Here is an 18821-nt window from a genome sequence, read left to right as displayed (position 1 = left end):
ACAGTTTACTTTACACCCTCTAGTCTTTTGCAGAATATAAATTTTATTTGACACAATTTTTACACCATTTTTTGGATTTTAGTATTAAACAATTGTTGCTCATCTGTCGTTAATGGATTGACGCATACACACAATTTTTCAATCCTGAAAATTTCATTGTCCTACGCTTTCAATACATATGCCCAACCAGTAGAACTGGTCCCTAAATCAAGTCCCAGTATTCTTTTCATCATTTGATCAATTTGGTATAGTATTATACGATACTAAGGAAAATATTCTCTTATTTTACGGCAAGCCATAAGCACAGGTTTTTTAAATAACTCCATTAATGGGCTGTTATTTTCACGTACATTGATAAGTGCGCTACAACCAGGATATCTATGATAACCAAATGATTATGCATAAATTTCAAAAATAATTCTCGGTTTTCTACTGATCTATGAAATCGGAATATGGTTCGCAAAGGAAATAAAGAACACTTCACCCAAGTGCCAGCTCGTAAAAGCGATGAATTATGCTGCTGACGAGTGGAACAGCAGTCATGAACCTTCAAATTTGTAAAAGGTTTTACCTACATAAAATCTCTAATATTATTCTTTATATCACTTTTAAAATTTATATTTTACATAAAAAAGCAAACGATATGTTATCCACAGAATATTATTTTAACAAATATTTTCTGCAACTCAGCGTATTTGCATTTCCATGGGTTGGCTCAGAGGAAATTGCAAAAGACATCGTGCAGGACGCATTTGTCGTTCTAATGGGTAGACAGGACTTGCTACTAAAGGGAGAGCCCGTCATTAAAAGCTTCCTCTATAGCGCTGTAAAAAATTTAGCGATGAATATCAAGCGAAGAAATGTGGTATTTGATCGTGTACGGAGCGAATTTAATACTGACCAGCCGGATGAAAACGATATCCTGGATAATTTAATAAATGCAGAATTGATCGGAGCTCTTCACCGGGAACTCAATGAACTGCCCGAAGGTTGTCAACGAGTCTGCCGCTTAATCTATCTGGACGGAATGAAGTACGAGGAGGTGGCACAGGAACTCAATGTTTCGGTAAATACGGTAAAAACACAACGGATGCGTGCGATAAATCTGCTAAAAAGGAAATTTCTAAGCATACTTTTTACGTTTTTTATACTCTAACACACAACGCTTTACAAATAATACTCCACTTTTTTCAATGGATCGATCACCCATATCGATCCTTCAAGTTATTTAGCTTATGAATTATGATAAAAACCGACAAAATAGTATTAGCAGAACTGATTGCTCTTCTATTAAAAGATGGTGAGCTACCATCCGACAAAGAAGACCAATTAAAAAATCTCTTACAAAAATATCCCAGCGCAAGGGATAGCTTGTCTCGTCGGCTATCACATACTGATATTTATGCTCCATTTGATCTTCGCAAAACAGATGTAAACCAAGAATGGCTAATCACACAGCAAAAATTCACGGCAAAGAAGACTGTTGTACAACCAAAAAAGAAATACCTCTCCTTAAACAAAATACCGTACAAAGTTATTGGAATAGCGGCTGCTGTAATACTTGCCCTAACACTGTTATGGCAAAAGCAACAGCGCGAAAAGTCGGTAAGCTATTTAATTCCTGACAAGATATATGGACACAAAAATGATGTTCTTCCCGGTGGAGCAGGTGCAATTTTAAAAATTGAGGGGAGAAAAGAAATACGATTAACCGAAAAAAAAGCCATCCAATATTTTGCTCAGGGTATCGAATTAAAAGATGGGCAACTTGTATACGCATCCAACTCAACAGAAAACCTACGTAATACCTTAATAGTTCCCAAACGGTCTACTATGGTATTAACCCTTAGCGATGGCACTAAAGTGTGGGTAAATGCTGCCTCAGAGCTCAGCTATAAAGCAAATTTTGATAAAAAAGAGCGGAGAGTAATACTAAAAGGTGAAGCCTATTTTGAAGTTGCGAAAGATGTACATAGGCCTTTTATCGTTGAAACAAATCATATCAATATACAAGCGATCGGAACAGCTTTCAATGTAAATTCCTATCGTGCAAATACGAGAGTATCATTGACAGAAGGAAAGCTTAAAGTCAGCAACGAAGAACACGAAATCTATATGAATGCCGGTAGCGAGACGCAGATTATCGAAAAAAAACTAAAAACTTTTCCTTTAGCCAGTAAAGCCGAAGCCACAGCCTTCAAAGACGGTTATTTTTATTTTAAAAATAAAGATATGCAACAGATACTTGATGAAATAAGCCGCTGGTATGGAATTCAGGTCGATTGCAAGATCCCTTTAAATAATGAACGATATGAAGGTAGCATGAAAAGAGATGTAACGCTGGCGGAACTTTGTAATGTACTAAAAGATTTGACAGGTTATAAATTGACCATTGACAAGGATAAACTAATTGTAAACAGATAACTAATTGTAAACCGATAACTAATTGTAAACCGATAAACTTATTAAGGAGGACTTTGTATGTAAAAAAGCGAAAAACCTAAATTAATATGATAAAAATGCAGAAGTACGGCAAATACTCCTGCATCGAATTTGAATTAACACTGATCATAAACCATTAATTCTATACCAATTTATGAATAATTTATTTTATTCAAAAGGGACCTTATGTCCCGTTGACAAAGGGAAAACTCTGAACCATTTATTAAAAATGAAACTGACAGGAATCTTATTGGCGACATCTATGATGGGCGCCTACGCTTCAAGCTCCGCTCAGATTACTTTACATGCCCAGAATACCAGGATTGAAACTGTACTGGAAAGCATTACCAAACAGACTGGTATACATTTTATCTTTAAAGAAGGATTGCTGAAAAATGAAAAAGCAACCGTTGAAATCACAGCTGTATCACTCGATAAGGCCTTGGATCAAATTTTCAAGAGTAGCGCTTTTTATTACATGTTACATCGTGGCACTGTTGTTATCAAGCGTAAAAATGAAGATATTTCTTTGCCAGAACAAAGTACCTCCGGCATATCCAATCTGCAGCAACAAGTCATAAAAGGAAAAGTACATGATACCAAGGGAAATCTATTGTCTGCTGTCAGCATCCTGCTAAAAGGTTCCAATACAGGAACTTCGTCGAATACGAAAGGAGAGTTTCAACTGACACTCCCCGATGGCAAAAAAGGAACCCTGATTTTTAGTGCAGTCGGATTCAAACAGCTTGAAATCCCGATTAACAACAAATCGGAGCTCAATGTTATTATGGACGCGGATGAAGTGGGACTTGATGAAGTTGTGGTTGTTGGCTTCTCCGAAGTAGACAAAAAACACATCGCATCTTCCGTATCCCAAATGGATATGGAGAAAATTAAAAATCGCCCAATTTTTAAAATGCAGGATGCTTTTTCTGGAACGATCCCAGGAGTCACAATGATGCGCGGAAACAGTATGCCAGGAAGTGTTCCGGGTACCATCTCTATTCGCGGAATAAGTACCTTACAAAATGCAGATCCCTTGGTCATCGTCGACGGTATGGAACAGAGCATCCACGACATTGACCCCAATCAGGTTAAAAGCATTACCGTTTTAAAAGATGCCGCCTCAGCCTCCATGTATGGTTCCCGTGGTGCAAATGGTGTTATCATCATCGAAACGGAGCGTGGACAGACGGGACAATTTAAAGTCGTTACCAACAACTGGTTTGCAGTCAACAAACCGATTGATCTTCCGAAATTTGTCGGTGCTGTCGATTTCATGAAATTGCGAAACGAAACCTTAATCCAACAGGGGCAACCTGCAATCTACCCCGAAGAAACAATTAACCAATATGCCTCCGGAGAATTAAAGCAGGTCAATTGGCTCGATCAGGTCATGGAACGGACTTCGACAGCGATTAATAATAACGCGAGTATATCCGGGGGTGGTGGCGTTGGTACTTTTAATTTAATGCTCGGCCATATAAAAGAAAATGGCCTCAATAAGATTGAAGGTACTCAAAAGTTTTCAGCCCGCTTCAATACGAATATTAACATCGCCGATAAATTTGTATTGATGGCCGACTTCTACGCACACCGTTTACAGGTAGATCGATTATTGGCAAATGATGACGGACACGGCCTTTATAAACAGGCTTGGCGCTTGAACCCAACGCAACAAATTTTTTATGATTCTGAACTTCCCGAACACTATATTCTGCATAACAATATCAACCCAATTGCTTCAATAAAACACGGTGGTACAAAAAACAATATGTATGATCGCAGTACAATCAACTTACGTCCCAAATATAACATCAACAGCAATTTTAATATTGAAGGAAACGTATCCTACATGATTAACAAATCGGCCAATAAACAAAAAAGACTGACCTATAAGTTTTTTGATGAAAATGGTGCTCCGGCAGCAATTTGGGGAAATGATGTCAATGCCTCACAAGGTGTTAGTGAAAGCCAGCTTACTGCACGGATGCTGATTAACTTCAACAAGGAGCTCCGCCAGGACAAAGACAAGATCTATCTTACTGCAGGGTCAGAGGTGATGAATTATACCTTCACTGATTTTAGAGAAATTAGCAAAGCTTCATTTTTCGGTAAACTAAATTATTCTTTTAACAACCGCTATATTTTGGAATTAACCGGACGTTCAGACGGAAGCAGCAAGTTTGCCCCTGGTCATCGTTGGGGATTTTTTCCTTCGGGAGCTTTCGCCTGGAACTTACATAACGAACATTTTTTCAAACCTATTCTCGAGTCGGGTGTAGTTAGTAATGTTAAGTTACGGGCGTCTTATGGACTTATAGGAAACGAAAATGTAGCGCCATACCTCTGGCAGGAATCTGTAAACACCTGGGGCTGGACAATACGTGTTCCCAATCCAAATTTCTCCTGGGAGAAACAGAAGCAATGGAACCTGGGCCTAGACGTCAATGCATTTAAAAATAGACTATCCTTTACTGCTGAAATTTATCATAAAAATTCATACGATCTTATTTATGATCAATTTGCCGTTCCTCCGCTCACGGGATCAAATAGTCTTGAATCTGCAGTCAACATCGGCGCCGTGGAAAATAATGGTTGGGAACTATCGGCAAGCTGGTCAGACAAAAAGGACGATTTTTCGTATACCATCGGTGGAATGCTTTTTGATAATCGCAACCGAATGCTCAAAGCTGGTTACAATGAAAACGATAGATTGATCTTTAAAGGCGATAATAACCGAATATGGTACAAAGGTGTCCCAATCAACAATTATTATGGTTTCCAGTCTGATGGCTATTTCCAAACGCAGGCGGAAGTGGATGCAACTCCTGCTAAAATGCCAAATTCAAAACCTGGAGATATCCGCTATGTAGATAAAAATCAGGATGGTATTATCAATGATGAGGACCGAAGCTACCTGGCAGACCCTCTTCCCCATTATAACTATGCTATAAATCTGGACTTTCGGTATAAAGGCTGGGATTTCTCTGCATTGGGTCAGGGGATCGGAAAGCGCACGGGCCGCTTGATTGGGCAAGAAGCCTATCCAGTTTATGTTGACGGAAATAGTAACGACCTCGGCGCACCGCGTGTCGAATATGTAGCAAACCATTGGAGTCCCGACAATCCGAATAGCCGTTTCCCACGTCTATGGACAGGCCCAAGCCCTAATACGCTACTCAGTGATGTTTGGCTTAGCAATGCAGCCTTTTTCCGCATCAAGTCTCTGCAGCTTGGCTATACATTTCCTAAAATCGGCAAAAGCATAAAAAATTTTAGAATATATGTTAATGCACAAGATGTGTTCACGTTCACGAAATGGGAAGGCCTTGACCCCGAACGTATTGATGTCGATAGCCCTGGAACAAATGACGGGAACGGAAATTATCCGCGTATGGCAACCTACAGTGTCGGACTGAGTGCCAGTATTTTTTAAAAACTATGCTAATGAAAAAGAAAATTTTAACCTTGATAATTGCGCTAGCAACGTTAAGTAGCTGCGAAAAATTTCTTGATAAACGAGATCCTACCGCAACATCTTTCGACGAGTTCTTCAACACCGAAGAAGATCTGCGCCGGGTAGTATACAGTAGTTATTTGGATGTTTTTATGGAACCTGGCGATCGCCGCCTACTCTTTTATATGTCAGATGGTCGTAGCGATAACGCCTATGCTCGAATAGAGACAGACCACCATATGGTCATTGCCAATGGTAATATGACAAGCAATGCACGCTTGGCGGAGTACTATTGGACATTATATAATAAACACGTGGGGCGGATCAATACGTACATCGCTAATATTGATATTCCCTATGTGGAAAATGAGTCGATAAGACAGAAATATAAAGCAATCTTAGAGGCACTCCGTATCTGGCATTATTTCAGGATCACTGAAGTTTGGGGTGACGTACCTTTTGTCCTAGTACCGGTTACCCTTGAAGAAGCTACACCTCCAGTAACGCCGAAAGCTGAAATACTGGACAAGCTATTTGAAATGAGCAACGATGTAGCAAACAGACTCCCTGAAAATGAAGGTACCACAAACGCCTATATGTTCAACAAATACTCCTTCAAAACGTTGATCATGAGGTACGCTCTTTATAATGGACGTTATGATCTTGCCGCAACCCTTGCGAAGGAAATAATGGATAGTGGAAAATACCAACTTCACCCTCAATATGCTAGCCTATTCAATTACCAGGCAGATAAAACCAATAAGGAGTTTATCATCAAATTTGACATGGAAAGCCACAATAATTCTGCTACAAATTCCTTCGAGCATCTTGCGCCACAATATAAGACTGGAAATGGACAATCTTATGTTGTTCCTTTGAAGTCGTTGGTCGATAGCTATTGGACACTACAAGGGCGGCCAATTGATAAATGCCCCTTATATAGTAAGCAGGAATATGAGCTCAACCCCAAATTAAATCGAGATCCACGTTATGCTGCTAGTATTTTCGGACAGGGCGACCTATTCAACAAAGAGAAAATAGATATTTATGACTCAAAGAGTCTGTTCTATTATCAAAACTTGCGGAGCAGCCGATCTGGTTATTGGTTTAAGAAATTTGTCGATGAAGCTGATGCATTTCGGACGGGAGGTAATATGTACTTTCCGCTGGCTCGTTATGCTGAAGTGTTATTGACCTATGCCGAAGCCAAAATTATGTTGAATAACGTAGATGAATTAGCGAAAAGCTGTATCAATCAGATTCGACAACGTGCAGGACTTGATATGAGCGTAGCGGATGTCAATCTAACGGTAAAATCTCAACAGGAATGGATCGACTTAATTCGCAATGAGCGAAGGGTCGAATTTGCCGGTGAAGGCCTGCGCTATAGTGATCTCCTGCGATGGAAAACAGCGGAAGTGGTTCTTAATCAACCTGCATTGGGTCATATGCGACAAGGTACAGAAGGTAAAACTGATGTGCTTAAAATTGAAGACAGAAAATTTTTGAAACATCAATACCTCTGGCCTTTCCATGAGAGTAGCTTTCAAGTCGAACCTAACCTAATCCAAAATCCAGGATATTAAGGGAGGTCTATAAAAGAAGAGTAGCGATCATAATCGCGCTACTCTTCTTTTCCTATAACCCTTTAATTTATTTTCAATGATTTATCGATCAACATTCTTAATATGCTGCAATTTTTTATTCTTGCAGACTACCTGCTTTAACCATTTATTTGTGCGGAGTAATAGCAACTCAACTTTTTGCTTTTGACCACACACTTCACATTCGAACTTTATATCGTCTTTCATCAAATATCGTCCTTTACCCGCTTACTGATCAAACAATTTGGATCACTGATGGCTGGAAAACCACAACGAATGAGTCAGATAAAACATCTACCCCGACAGCTGTCACACCTATTGGCCGTTAATTCGTTTGATACTTTTACTATAAATATCTATTTTCTGGCAATTGCTGGCCTTCTATTTCTTTTAATGTTCTAATACAGTTTTACTTCCATACTTTATGGAATAAATAATTCATTATATTGGCAGTATATATAACGAGTATTATATCAAACATATACTGGATAAAATTAATAGAATGCTAAGACAAAAACTAAGATTTCACAACCCTAAACAAATTTTTACACTAAATTAGATACAAAAGTTGCCTTGTCGAGGTGAACATGCGATATAATTAATATCGCTACAGCTTTACCAAATTGTCAATATTAGCCAGGAGAATTTATGGATATACATCCCACATTATGTTACGTAATCAATTAATAAAAGCGTTTAAAAAGCAAATTGAGAAAACCAAAAGAGATGGTATAGACCAGCAAATGCTAGAGCAGTATTTTGAGCTCATTAAACAAAGCATACAAGATGACATAAAAGAAGGGTATCAAGAAACCATTGCAAGAAATCTGACGCTAGGCATCGGTTTTCACGCGGGGGATTACCCTAAACATTTGATACTGAATGGTAAAAAAGATGGTTGGAAATACATTACCCGCCATCTTTTATGGCAAGGGCATATTTTGCAAACGCTATTTCACTACAAAGAAGTTACTCCACGAACGGTCGGCTGTATAATGGGGTTGTCGCTTCTTTGGAATATGACAGATCTGACAGAACTATCAAGAGAATACTTCCAGTTTTTATTTGAAGAAGAACAGGATAAATATAAACAAAAAGAAGTTCATCATCTGTTTATGGCAATTCTATTCGATTTATATACCAATAATGAAATTAATATGAACTTGTATGCAGTTTTACCCACCGATATTGTTTACCGACGGTTTTTAGATAATTGGAATTCTCCAAATGAGAAAGTAGTAAGTGAATTGCTTTTGGAAATATGTGATCATCATATATATAGTTCATTGGATCTCAAAGACAAATTCAGTGAGATACTTTCACTCAATTTTATACCGTATGAGATCAGGCTGATTGAAAAGATAAGAAGGAGAAGTGGATTAAGCGATATAAAAATTGACCATCCGCTTCTTCAAACTCCATTGGCGGAAATCCCAGAAAAAGCATATGAATGGGATCTTTCCAAAGATGAGGTTTTTCAATATCTACTACAGAGAGAATAATCAGCCGTTTGTCGAAAAGGTCTTCCATGATCGTCCACACCTGTCACATCTTCCGCTATCATTAAAAACTCAGAGAAAGCGATTGGAGTAGACATTGAAGCCGAATAAGCTAAGGCATTAGGTAAAACTATAGGTTATATAAGCCATGTTGATGCTGATCATCCGACCACAATTTCTAGGATAAGCAACCATTGTCTGCTTTATAGTAACACTGAGGATCTGTCTTTAAAATTCGACAATATTTTAAATAAGTTTATTTTGCAGTTGTAGATTTTTATTACTGAAAATAGGTTCTATATTCAATCAATATCTCAAGAAACCAAACGTTATGTCCAGTAATTACAGCTTTAAAATTGAACCGTGTGATAGACAGGGCGCACAAACAATTGTAAACGAAATCAACAGATTTAACTTCTCAAAAGTACCTGCACTTTCACCAGATTGGAACGCCCTCTAATTTATAGCTAAAAATGAGGATGGCCAGGAAATTGGAGGAATTTTAGGTGGAATAGATTGTTACCTCGGGCTTGAAATTAACATTCTGTGGGTACATCACAACTACAGAAAGAAAGGTTTGGGTTCAAAACTTCTTAAACACATGGAAAATATTGCAATTAATAATGGCGCAACGGTTTCAGTGCTGAATACTTTTGATTTCCAGGCAGAAGATTTCTATCTAAAAAATGGGTATCAAGTTTTTGGTAGAATTATAGATTACCCAAGAGGCCATTCTCGAATTTACTTTAAAAAAAATTTGATATAACCTCTAAGGGAAGATTACAAATGTAGATGCTGAAAAGCTATGCGGTCAACATTTGCTGATATCTTGAAGAGAGCGAAAATTTATGAGTAATGAATAGCATTTAAAAACGACAAAAATTACTCAATAATATATGAACATAACTATTAGCCTAAATAGAGATTTGAACGGAAACAACGTACTGAAACTTTATTAATTTCGATACTTTTTAAGCGTTGCTATAGAGGATTGAAGAAGACTTCGATGTGCCAGCCTTGTTTATAGATGTTTGCGACCAAAGAAGGCTTCCGACGGCGAACCGCTCTTGAATTCCCTTAAAAACAAATACTAATTGTAATCTACCTTCGCTAGGTACACCCAAAATTAAAGAATGCCAATAAGATTATTAATTTACTGCAACTCTCACACTAAGTCTTGACTACTTTAGTTTATTCAGAGCCAAAAAGCCTTTGCCACCACTTCCGCCCCGCTTTTGGCAAGTTGTTGTTATGCGCAGTCATTTTTCCCTCTCCCATTATTTCTGTAACGTTCTTAATTAAACCGTCTACCATTGGAAAAAAGCTGCTGTATTTTTTATGTTCAACTTTTATAATATGATATGATTGCTTAGCTATCTCGTCTGATGAGCTGTTTGTGCGAATAATTATCCTGCAAAGTTGTTCAACACAATCTCGTACAATATTTCTGTTATCTGTTCCATTTATTATGCTCTCAAGGATTTCAAGAGCTTTAGCATTTTCACCGATCTCAACATATAGCTCTGCCAATTGTTTATTGTAGTCTTCGATTAGAAAATCTTTATCATTTTTTTCGAGTGTCAATTTGAATGCTTCAATTTCTAAAACCTTGTCGTCTGCATAATTCGCGTATGTTCTATATAAACTTAATTCGTTATAAGTCCATGCTCTTTCTTGATCGATCCATTCAGGTAGTTTCTTCAAAAATAGTTCTCGTTCATTTGTCGAATAGAGAAAATACAGCTCATCTTGAATTGGAAATTTGTAACATTTGAAATAGGACTTTTTATGTTCTTTCCAATCGTCAATGTCTTCTTGCGAATAAATACAGCTTTCTTCCGTTTCTCCAATATACTTTAACAGTTCAGTTTTCTTTGGGTTGTCAGCTGTTTCTAAATATTGGTAGCATTCTTTAATTCCTGCCGAAACCAAATATTCGCCATCAAATCCAATTCCGCTGTCAAAATCGATATTTTTAGCTTCAAAAAACAACCAGACGGTTTCAGGTGAATTGAAAAGTGCCAATATGAAGGCGCAGAAATATAAATTATCAACTTTACCTTCTTTCCCAGATTTTCGCCATTCCTTTTCCTCTGCAAAAAGATATTTCACGATTTCATAGTCCGTTTGTTTAAGATCATTGTAAATCGCAATATTGAGTCTTAATCGGTCAAAGTGTTTTGAATCTATGGCGTCTCTATCAAAGCGATAATTGTCCAAGAGCGTTGGGTTCTGTCGAACTAACTCGAGTTCAGTTTTATAATTTTCTACTACTGTCAAGTTGTGTTGGTATTATTGTACATAGCTCTCAAATATACGCATTCAAAAAATTATAAAATAGATGCTTTGTGAATCTTTCGGGCATTGAAACTTTCTGCTTAATATTCAATGGGCCAGAATTGCCGGACTTGAATGGTCGTCAGTTTTCGAAACTGAACAATTAACGGTACCCAAATCTACAATTAGGAGAAGATCATTATGGGAGCGTTTTCATTGCATTCCTCCCCTTCTTCCAACTTGACAGAGCGGAAACTGATAAAAGTAATCTAAAAAAGGCTAAGTTACTATCGAACGAAGAAGCGCTTTCTGCGCGGAGAATGAATATTTTTACAGAAACTAACAACCCTAAACTCTTCTCGAATTCATGGCTTTACTCCATTGCTTTCTATGACACCTAGTACAGGATTCAGAATCGCTATCAAAACTAAACACAACATGGCCACAATACATACATGCAAATGGTCCTTCAGCATTGGATACATCGACCATTTTATAGGAGGAAGGGAACAATGGTAGCCCATATCTGACGTCATCATCAGCATAGAATAAAACGCTTAATGTCCCATCAATCTCTAGAACCCCTTCCTTAACCTGACCCAAATGTTCAACATTTAAATTTCGGAGTTCTGAAAAGAACTCCATTCTCGAAAAATTGTCATCATTTTCATGTTTTATGTGAAATACTCCGTCCTTCACAATGGGTAAAACTTTACCCTCTAATAAATGAGTGATCACCTCAGACTTGTAAGTGAGCCAAGTTATCGCCTTGTAGACTGAAATTACACAGATAAAAACAACAACCGAATAGGAAATGGGCAAATCTTCCTGAAACATCGGATCTCCATCGGCGGAGCCAAGACTGATAATAATCGCAACTTCAAAAACAGTTAGCTGTCGAACACCTCTCCTACCTGAAAGTCTCAGTATGATCAAAATCAGAAGAAACATTATTATCGTTCTCGCTGCAATTTCCACAAGGAATGAGCCTTCCACTCCGTCCGAGAATATTTTGTCTATATCAATCATAGCCCCTCAAATAACTAAATCTTAACAAGATTATCACAACAAGATTATCACATTTATTCCTTAAACATTTCTCGGATTGCAATAGTTCATCACTCGAGAAAAACAACATGAACAAGGATCTTTTATATGAGCGCAATGCTTACAAGATGTAAAAAAACATCGCCTTTAAACCTTCAGTTCCCATCTTTGAAGTAGATGAACACTTTAGATAGCTGAATACTCGTGCCGATAGACAACCTGACGAATATAATTTATTCCTTGGCTAACCATTGACGACTTCTCCGCCATTAGGGTGTAAAACTTGACCGCTCATAAAATGTGAATCTTCGCTCGCTAGAAATAGAAAGCTTGGTGCAATTTCATTTGGCATCGCTGCCCTTCTCATTGGCGAGTCGCTTCCAAATTCTGAGTTCTTTTTAGAGTCAAATGAGGATGCTATCAATGGAGTCCATACCGGACCTGGCGCAACAGCATTGACCCTAATTCCTTTATCAATAAGATTTGCTGACAAGCTTCGTGTAAAAGAAATTATTGCACCTTTTGTTGCAGAATAATCTATCAACTTTGGACTGCCTCGATACGCAGTCACAGAGGATGTGTTAATTATGCTTGCCCCCTTTTTAAGATAAGGTATGGCATATTTTGTGACCCAGAAATAGGAAAAGAAATTATTCTGAAAAGTCTTTTGCAACTGTTCAGTGGTAATTTTTTCAATTGATTCTGTTTCCCAATGAAGCCCCACGTTATTAACGATAATATCAACTTTCTTATGCATTTTTATCGTAAATTCAATTACTTTTTTACAGTGATTTTCTTTCCCCAAATCACCTTTAATTAGCGTACATTTTCTAGAGAAGGACTCAATCTCTTTCTTGGTTTCTTTTGCATCTTTTGTCTCATTAAGGTAGGCAATGACAATATCTGCTCCCTCTTTTGCAAATAACAAAGCTACAGCTTTGCCTATGCCGCTATCTCCCCCCGTTATTAACGCTACCTTATTTTTCAATTTTCCTTCTGCAGGATATGCTAACGGAGAAGTGTCAGGAACTGGAGTCATATTTCTTTCCAATCCGGGTCGCTTTTGCTTTTGTAACGGTCTAATCCTTTTACTTGCTGCTTTTTTCATACCATTTTTTTAATAATTACAGAGAATATCTGATTTCCAAAATTTGTAAGGGTCAGTGCAAATGTCAAGGCCTTACAGTGTCGGTAACCTTAGGTAAAGAGTTTTTACCGACTCATCCAACAAATGAACAACCCCAAAGTCTGAAAGGTTTGGTAGGTATTTACATTGAAAAAAAGGGCACTTTCAAAACGTGTATGGGAATCTATGAAAAACTTAAACGAAAAAGTTTGGTATGCATGTTATCCTTCCATCCTGCTGCAGGAAAAATTTCTTTTCTATATACAGGGCGGCAGCCCTCCGGTGCAAACACATCGCACATTGGATGTGAGGATAAGACGCCTCTGATCCAAAGTGAAGAAATGTATATTTCCTCAGAGCTATTTTTCGTTCCACTAAATCTCTTAAAAAAATATTTTTTTGCCAAATGCATTTGTATAAGTCTTTCGTCCAATGTTTTCCAGCTTATATTTTTAAATTTGCAAACATATGATATTGAATATCAAATACAGACCTGCATCAAAAAGTGATCTGGAGTTCCTGTTGGATCTCAGGATACATACAATGAATGCGCATTTAACTGCTCGCTCTTTACCAGTCTCAAACGAATGGCATTCACAAAAAAATAAACGAAACAAATTAGATCTAAAATCATATAAATTTTCATCAAAAAAATATAACCTATTTAGTTATTTCATCTTGATCTTTGCTTTTCACATATTAGCATAATACCTGATGGACGAAAATATCTTGATAATTGGTGGCTACGGTACTGTTGGCGGAATGATTAGTATGCATTTGTCCGAATTATTTCCGAACAAAGTCATCGTTGCAGGAAGGAATTTCGGTAAGGCTGAAAGATTAGCCAAAGAATTAAACGGCCGTGTTTCACCGCTAAAATTTGATGTTTTAAACGAAGAAAATAATACTGTTCCAGCGCATGTAAAGCTTGTAATAATGTGTGTAGACCAAAAGAATACGCTGTTCATAGAAAATTGTATAGCGAGAGGGATACATTACATGGATATCACCGCTGAAAATATTTTTTTTGAAAAAGTGCAAAATCTACATCAAAAGGCTCTTCTAAATAATGTGAAGGTTTTACTTAGTGTTGGACTAGCACCGGGTATCAGTAATTTGTTGGCACAAAATGCCATGAACAGCCTATCAAATTGTACAGCAGTTGATTTGTACATCTTATTAGGACTTGGCGAAAAGCATGGTGACGCTGCATACAAATGGACTTTTGAGAATATCCACAGCAACTATACATTATTAACTGGTTTAGTCAAAGCACGAATAAAAAGTTTTAGTAAACCCAAGAAAACAGATCTCTTAGGCAAACGTACATTTTATTCGTTCAATTTTTCGGATCAGCATATTTTATCCAAAACAACCAAAGTAAACCAAGTAATGACAAGACTTGCTTTTGATTCGCGATTCCTAACAAATATCATTGCTGGGCTAAGAATAGCTGGGATAACCAAAATTTTCAAAAATACCATTGTCCAAAATATCATGCTCATTGCTTTTAAAAACATATCGTTAGGTAGCAATATTTTTGCGGTGAAATCCATCGCGACAAACAATGATAGAAAAAACCATGAAAGTATTTTAATAGGTCACAACGAAAGCTCAATGACAGCTTATATGACGGTTATAAGTGTTAGTGAATTGTTAGATAATCCAATTAGAGGTGGTGTTTTTCATATACATGAATTAGTGTCTGACATAACACTTTTTTTAGATAAACTGAAAAAATATGATCCGTCAGTTACAATTAAACTTTAATGAATTTTAAGCTCTTCGATCCGACCGCCCCAAACGAGAATGTCCAGACTTTAACGTGGCGGCTATGGCGCCAACCTTGCACTCAACAGCTCTAATGCCTACAATATAGCAGTAGGTATTTCTCCTTTCAATCCACAAAGCGTAGCTGTACCAACTTGACGATTTCTGTTGGAAAGTATCACAGAATTAATGAAGGCCGGCGCTGATTTGGCAGTTGAAACAACGCTTTCGACTGGAAGCTATAAAAAGAAGAACTGATCATTCCGAACGACTTAGAAATCGCATTCGAAAAACACCATGGCTCGAAAGATTATTTTCTGAGCTTGAGCAAATCAACAAGAAAAATAATATTGGGCTGGATTATCCTTGTCGGAAAACCGGAAACCAGACAAAAGCGCATAGCGGAAGTTGTTGAAAGTGCTGCACTAAATCTCAAACCTAAACACTTACGATAGACATTCAAATAATTCTTCTAAAATTTTAAAAGGCTACAGTCCCGGAGGAGTGCGATAAGTCAAGATTTCGGTACCATTAGACTTTTTCACAATCTCCTTTGTATTTCTAAGTATTAGTGTATGACTCCCAAGTTTGCTATAGGATACAAAGTCTCCATCCGGAGTTTGCCTGCATATAACAAACATATGCCAGCCACCTTCTGCCGGAAGTGAAATAATCACTTTTTTTTCGGACTTCAGCTCATTTTCTATGGTTTGAAAAAGGCTGTCAATCGGAAAAGTTGCATTCCGCGGCAAAACAAAGTTTTGAGAAAAGGTAATACCGTATAATTCTCTATTGTTAAAATCACGAAAAGAACCATCGGCTTTGTTCTGCCATTCATTTTGTAAATTGTAAAAATCAAAATCAACCACTTTATGATATTTTAGTATCATTTCGACAGCAGATGGAATGCACGACATTTGAAAGAGTTGATTATGGTTATTTATGACCGTGTCAAAAAACTCAAAATCATCATCTTTTTGTGTTTGAGCCTTCGAATGAAAAACAATAGATGTGTGTATGAACACAGCTAAAATAGAGAGCATCTTTTTCATAATTTAACTTATTTTTGATTATAGCACAAGACATGCTAATATTTTCCTATTCATTTGACGAAATGTTGTAAATCATGATTTCTGTTCCATTAGACTTTTTTACAATTTCTTTTGTATTTCTAAGTATCGTTGTATAGCTACCTAGTTTGCTGTATGAAACTAGCTCACCATCCGGAGTTTTTTTATGGACCACAAAAATGGACCAGCCTGTTTCCACATGAAGTGAGATAATTACCTTTTTACCAGATTTCAATTCATTATCTATCGTTTGAAAAAGACTGTCCATTGGAAAACTTTCATCCCGAGGCAAATTAAATCTCTGAGAAAAGGTAATTCCGTGTATTTTTTTTTGTCAAAGTCACGGAAAGAACCATCTGTTCTATTTTGCCATTTAAGTTGCAAGTCATAGAAATTAAAATCCACCGTCTTGCAATACTTTAGCACCATTTCGATAGCTGAAGGAATACCTGAAGGCGCAAAGATCTGATTGTGATTGTTGACGACAGTATCAAAAAAATCGTAATTGTTATTTTTTGGTTTTTGTGCCTTTGCATGAAAAATAACCGATGTGGATATTAACAAGACTGAAATGAAAAGCATCTTTTTCATAATTTAATTTTTTTTATTAATTGATTTTCAACTTTGTAGTTAAAATGTTATCATTTTCAGCATATTTTATGCTTTACTTTTTGGTTTATTTTGATCGTAATTGTTTATCAACGATTTTACTTCCATTTATTAGCATAAGCTATTATTTATGGATCATCAACCCTTAACAAAATGATGTTCGATATACCAAAATGGAACTCCCTGCTTTAAATATTCACTTGATATCTGAAGTTTTCTAAAATATGGGGAGATTTCATATGAAGCTTTACAATTATAGAAAAATACGTGAAAAACAAAAATTTCAGCAGTCTTTCTGTCTCAATTTGTTGTCAATTTTTATTAATATCATTTACTGGACAACTCTAAGATGATGCATTACTCTTATTTTCTTCTTATTCAATGACATTTAAAAATGTTGCTCATGTCAGGAGAATTGACAAAATATACTGGAAGAGTGCCATGTCAAAAGCGTTTTTAATACTTAAAGAAGGTAAGATAGTCATTAAATTGACTTCTCAGCAGGTCGCCCTTTAGGTACACCTATAATGTAGTTGTACCAATCCAGAATCAAAGGCTTTTGATGCGATAATTTCTAGGGCTTGCTCAGGTCTTCCATCTTTAAAAAGTCTCGTACCATTACCCCGAATAACCGGAATAATGGAGATGACAAAATCGTCTATTAAGCCGCACTTTAACAGCGCATTGATTACTTCCGTCCCACCATCGCAATAGATATTTTTTTCAGCTACTGATTTTAGTTGGGCTACCAATTCGATTAAGTCACCTGTGTAGAAAATCGTCCTACCCACTTGTGGTTTCTCTGTTCTTGTGATGACATAAACATCTCGCTGTCCATTGTCGTAATGAGATGATCCGATTTCGCGAACGACATAGTCGTAAGTTTTTCTTCCTACAATTATGGTGTCAATTTGAGACATAAATTCAGCGTATCCATAGTCTTCTCCTTCTTTTTCCACTAATTTTAAAAAGCTCAAGTCATCGTTAGATTTTGCAATGTAGCCATCCAAGCTCATTGCAATGAAAAGGGAAATTTTCGCATTTGTTTTGAGTTCTAAAGTTTTTTCAAATTTACGTTTACGCAAGGATCGATATTGTGTAGAAACTGAGCTGCGAATGATCAAAATAGCCACATTCAAAAACAATATCCATCAAACAGCGGCATTGCTTCAAATTTCGGATTGAGGACAAAGCTTTCTGAAAACGGATAATATTCCAATACTGTTTTTAGATAATTCAAATATCATAATCCATCCTCTTAGCCGTATTATCCGAAATTTCAATTCCGAATAGCTTTTGGATGATATACAATGACATATTAATTCCAGCTGAAATACCGCCCGAAGTTACTATTTTACCAGCCTCAACAAATTTTTGATCGACAACATCAATCAATGGATAGTCTTTGCGTAGTCGCTCTAAATCCATCCAGTGTGTAGTCGCCTTTTTGTTGTCTAGCAGCTTCGTTTCAGCTAAAATAATTGCGCCAGTGCAGACAGAAGCTGTGATAATAGTATTCTTATCTTTTTCAATGATCCAATTTATTAACTTTTCATTCTTATATTGGATGGTTTCAGCTCCATAGCCGCCCGGAACAACTAATATATCAATATTTATATCGTCGTTAAATGTAAAAGTTGGAATGACTTGAAGTCCATTTCTTGCGAAAATGGGATTTTTACATGCAGCAATTGTGAATACATTAAACAATTTCTGTGAGGCTGTACTCTCGGCTATAGAAAAAACTTCATAAGGTCCTGCAAAATCTAAAACTTCAACATCATCAAAAATTAAAATACCAACGTTTATCCTTTTTTGCACTCTATTCAATCTAGTTACTTTAACTAAAGTACAAAATATAGATTTATTTAAAGAACCCTTGCCAATAGTCAATAAGAACATTTATACTTACGATAA

Annotated in this window: 16 protein-coding genes; 8 read left to right on the top strand and 8 right to left on the bottom strand. The window is 36.8% G+C overall.

Annotation, left to right across the window (positions count from 1 at the left end; all coding sequences use genetic code 11):
• Positions 1-643 precede the first annotated feature (643 nt).
• From B2W36_RS18525 to B2W36_RS18500, 6 genes are all read left to right on the top strand, one after another.
• Positions 644-1156, top strand: a complete 513-nt coding sequence (locus B2W36_RS18525; protein ID WP_293889162.1) for a sigma-70 family RNA polymerase sigma factor — start codon at positions 644-646, stop codon at positions 1154-1156.
• An 86-nt stretch (positions 1157-1242) separates the two neighbouring features.
• Positions 1243-2424, top strand: a complete 1182-nt coding sequence (locus B2W36_RS18520) for a FecR family protein (RefSeq protein WP_293889160.1) — start codon at positions 1243-1245, stop codon at positions 2422-2424.
• Positions 2425-2596: 172 nt separating this feature from the next.
• Complete coding sequence (locus B2W36_RS18515) at positions 2597-5881, top strand: SusC/RagA family TonB-linked outer membrane protein (protein WP_293889159.1); 3285 nt, start codon at positions 2597-2599, stop codon at positions 5879-5881.
• An 11-nt stretch (positions 5882-5892) separates the two neighbouring features.
• Entirely contained in the window at positions 5893-7488 is a 1596-nt protein-coding gene (locus B2W36_RS18510; protein WP_293889158.1) for a RagB/SusD family nutrient uptake outer membrane protein, read from the top strand.
• 686 nt (positions 7489-8174) lie between these two features.
• Entirely contained in the window at positions 8175-9008 is an 834-nt protein-coding gene (locus tag B2W36_RS18505; RefSeq protein WP_293889156.1) for a hypothetical protein, read from the top strand.
• 460 nt (positions 9009-9468) lie between these two features.
• Complete coding sequence (locus tag B2W36_RS18500) at positions 9469-9771, top strand: GNAT family N-acetyltransferase (RefSeq protein ID WP_293889166.1); 303 nt, start codon at positions 9469-9471, stop codon at positions 9769-9771.
• A gap of 425 nt (positions 9772-10196) precedes the next feature.
• On the opposite strand, the gene B2W36_RS18495 is transcribed toward B2W36_RS18500, so the two are convergent.
• The 3 genes from B2W36_RS18495 to B2W36_RS18485 form a co-directional block, all read right to left on the bottom strand.
• Positions 10197-11117 carry a hypothetical protein gene (locus B2W36_RS18495; protein ID WP_293889154.1) on the bottom strand — a complete coding sequence of 307 codons (921 nt, stop codon included), beginning with the start codon at positions 11115-11117 and terminating at the stop codon, positions 10197-10199.
• 513 nt (positions 11118-11630) lie between these two features.
• A complete protein-coding gene (locus tag B2W36_RS18490; protein WP_293889152.1) occupies positions 11631-12233 on the bottom strand; it encodes a DUF421 domain-containing protein in 603 nt (200 codons plus the stop codon).
• Between the two features lie 340 nt (positions 12234-12573).
• A complete protein-coding gene (locus B2W36_RS18485) occupies positions 12574-13437 on the bottom strand; it encodes an SDR family oxidoreductase (RefSeq protein ID WP_293889150.1) in 864 nt (287 codons plus the stop codon).
• A gap of 732 nt (positions 13438-14169) precedes the next feature.
• On the opposite strand from B2W36_RS18485, the gene B2W36_RS18480 reads away from it, so the two are divergent.
• Both B2W36_RS18480 and B2W36_RS18475 read left to right on the top strand, forming a co-directional pair.
• Positions 14170-15225 (top strand): saccharopine dehydrogenase NADP-binding domain-containing protein, encoded by a 1056-nt coding sequence (locus B2W36_RS18480; RefSeq protein ID WP_293889148.1) that lies wholly within the window; start codon positions 14170-14172, stop codon positions 15223-15225.
• A gap of 254 nt (positions 15226-15479) precedes the next feature.
• On the top strand, positions 15480-15680 hold the full coding sequence (locus tag B2W36_RS18475; RefSeq protein WP_349678863.1) for a YdeI/OmpD-associated family protein: 201 nt from the start codon (positions 15480-15482) through the stop codon (positions 15678-15680).
• A gap of 33 nt (positions 15681-15713) precedes the next feature.
• Here B2W36_RS18475 and B2W36_RS18470 read toward each other — a convergent pair whose 3' ends face one another.
• The 5 genes from B2W36_RS18470 to B2W36_RS18450 form a co-directional block, all read right to left on the bottom strand.
• On the bottom strand, positions 15714-16277 hold the full coding sequence (locus tag B2W36_RS18470) for a hypothetical protein (protein WP_293889147.1): 564 nt from the start codon (positions 16275-16277) through the stop codon (positions 15714-15716).
• Positions 16278-16323: 46 nt separating this feature from the next.
• Complete coding sequence (locus B2W36_RS18465) at positions 16324-16563, bottom strand: hypothetical protein (RefSeq protein ID WP_293889145.1); 240 nt, start codon at positions 16561-16563, stop codon at positions 16324-16326.
• On the bottom strand, positions 16539-16886 hold the full coding sequence (locus B2W36_RS18460; RefSeq protein ID WP_293889144.1) for a hypothetical protein: 348 nt from the start codon (positions 16884-16886) through the stop codon (positions 16539-16541). The genes B2W36_RS18465 and B2W36_RS18460 overlap by 25 nt, the downstream gene beginning before the upstream one ends.
• A 530-nt stretch (positions 16887-17416) precedes the next feature.
• Positions 17417-17989 (bottom strand): dihydrofolate reductase family protein, encoded by a 573-nt coding sequence (locus B2W36_RS18455; RefSeq protein ID WP_293889143.1) that lies wholly within the window; start codon positions 17987-17989, stop codon positions 17417-17419.
• A gap of 151 nt (positions 17990-18140) precedes the next feature.
• Positions 18141-18806 (bottom strand): DJ-1/PfpI family protein, encoded by a 666-nt coding sequence (locus B2W36_RS18450; protein WP_293889141.1) that lies wholly within the window; start codon positions 18804-18806, stop codon positions 18141-18143.
• Positions 18807-18821 lie beyond the last annotated feature (15 nt).

It is taken from the genome of Sphingobacterium sp. UBA3549, from assembly GCF_002376635.1.
Lineage (GTDB): Bacteria > Bacteroidota > Bacteroidia > Sphingobacteriales > Sphingobacteriaceae > Sphingobacterium.
The sequence above is the reverse complement of the archived record's forward strand: the minus strand, read 5'-3'. Positions and strand labels throughout refer to the sequence as shown.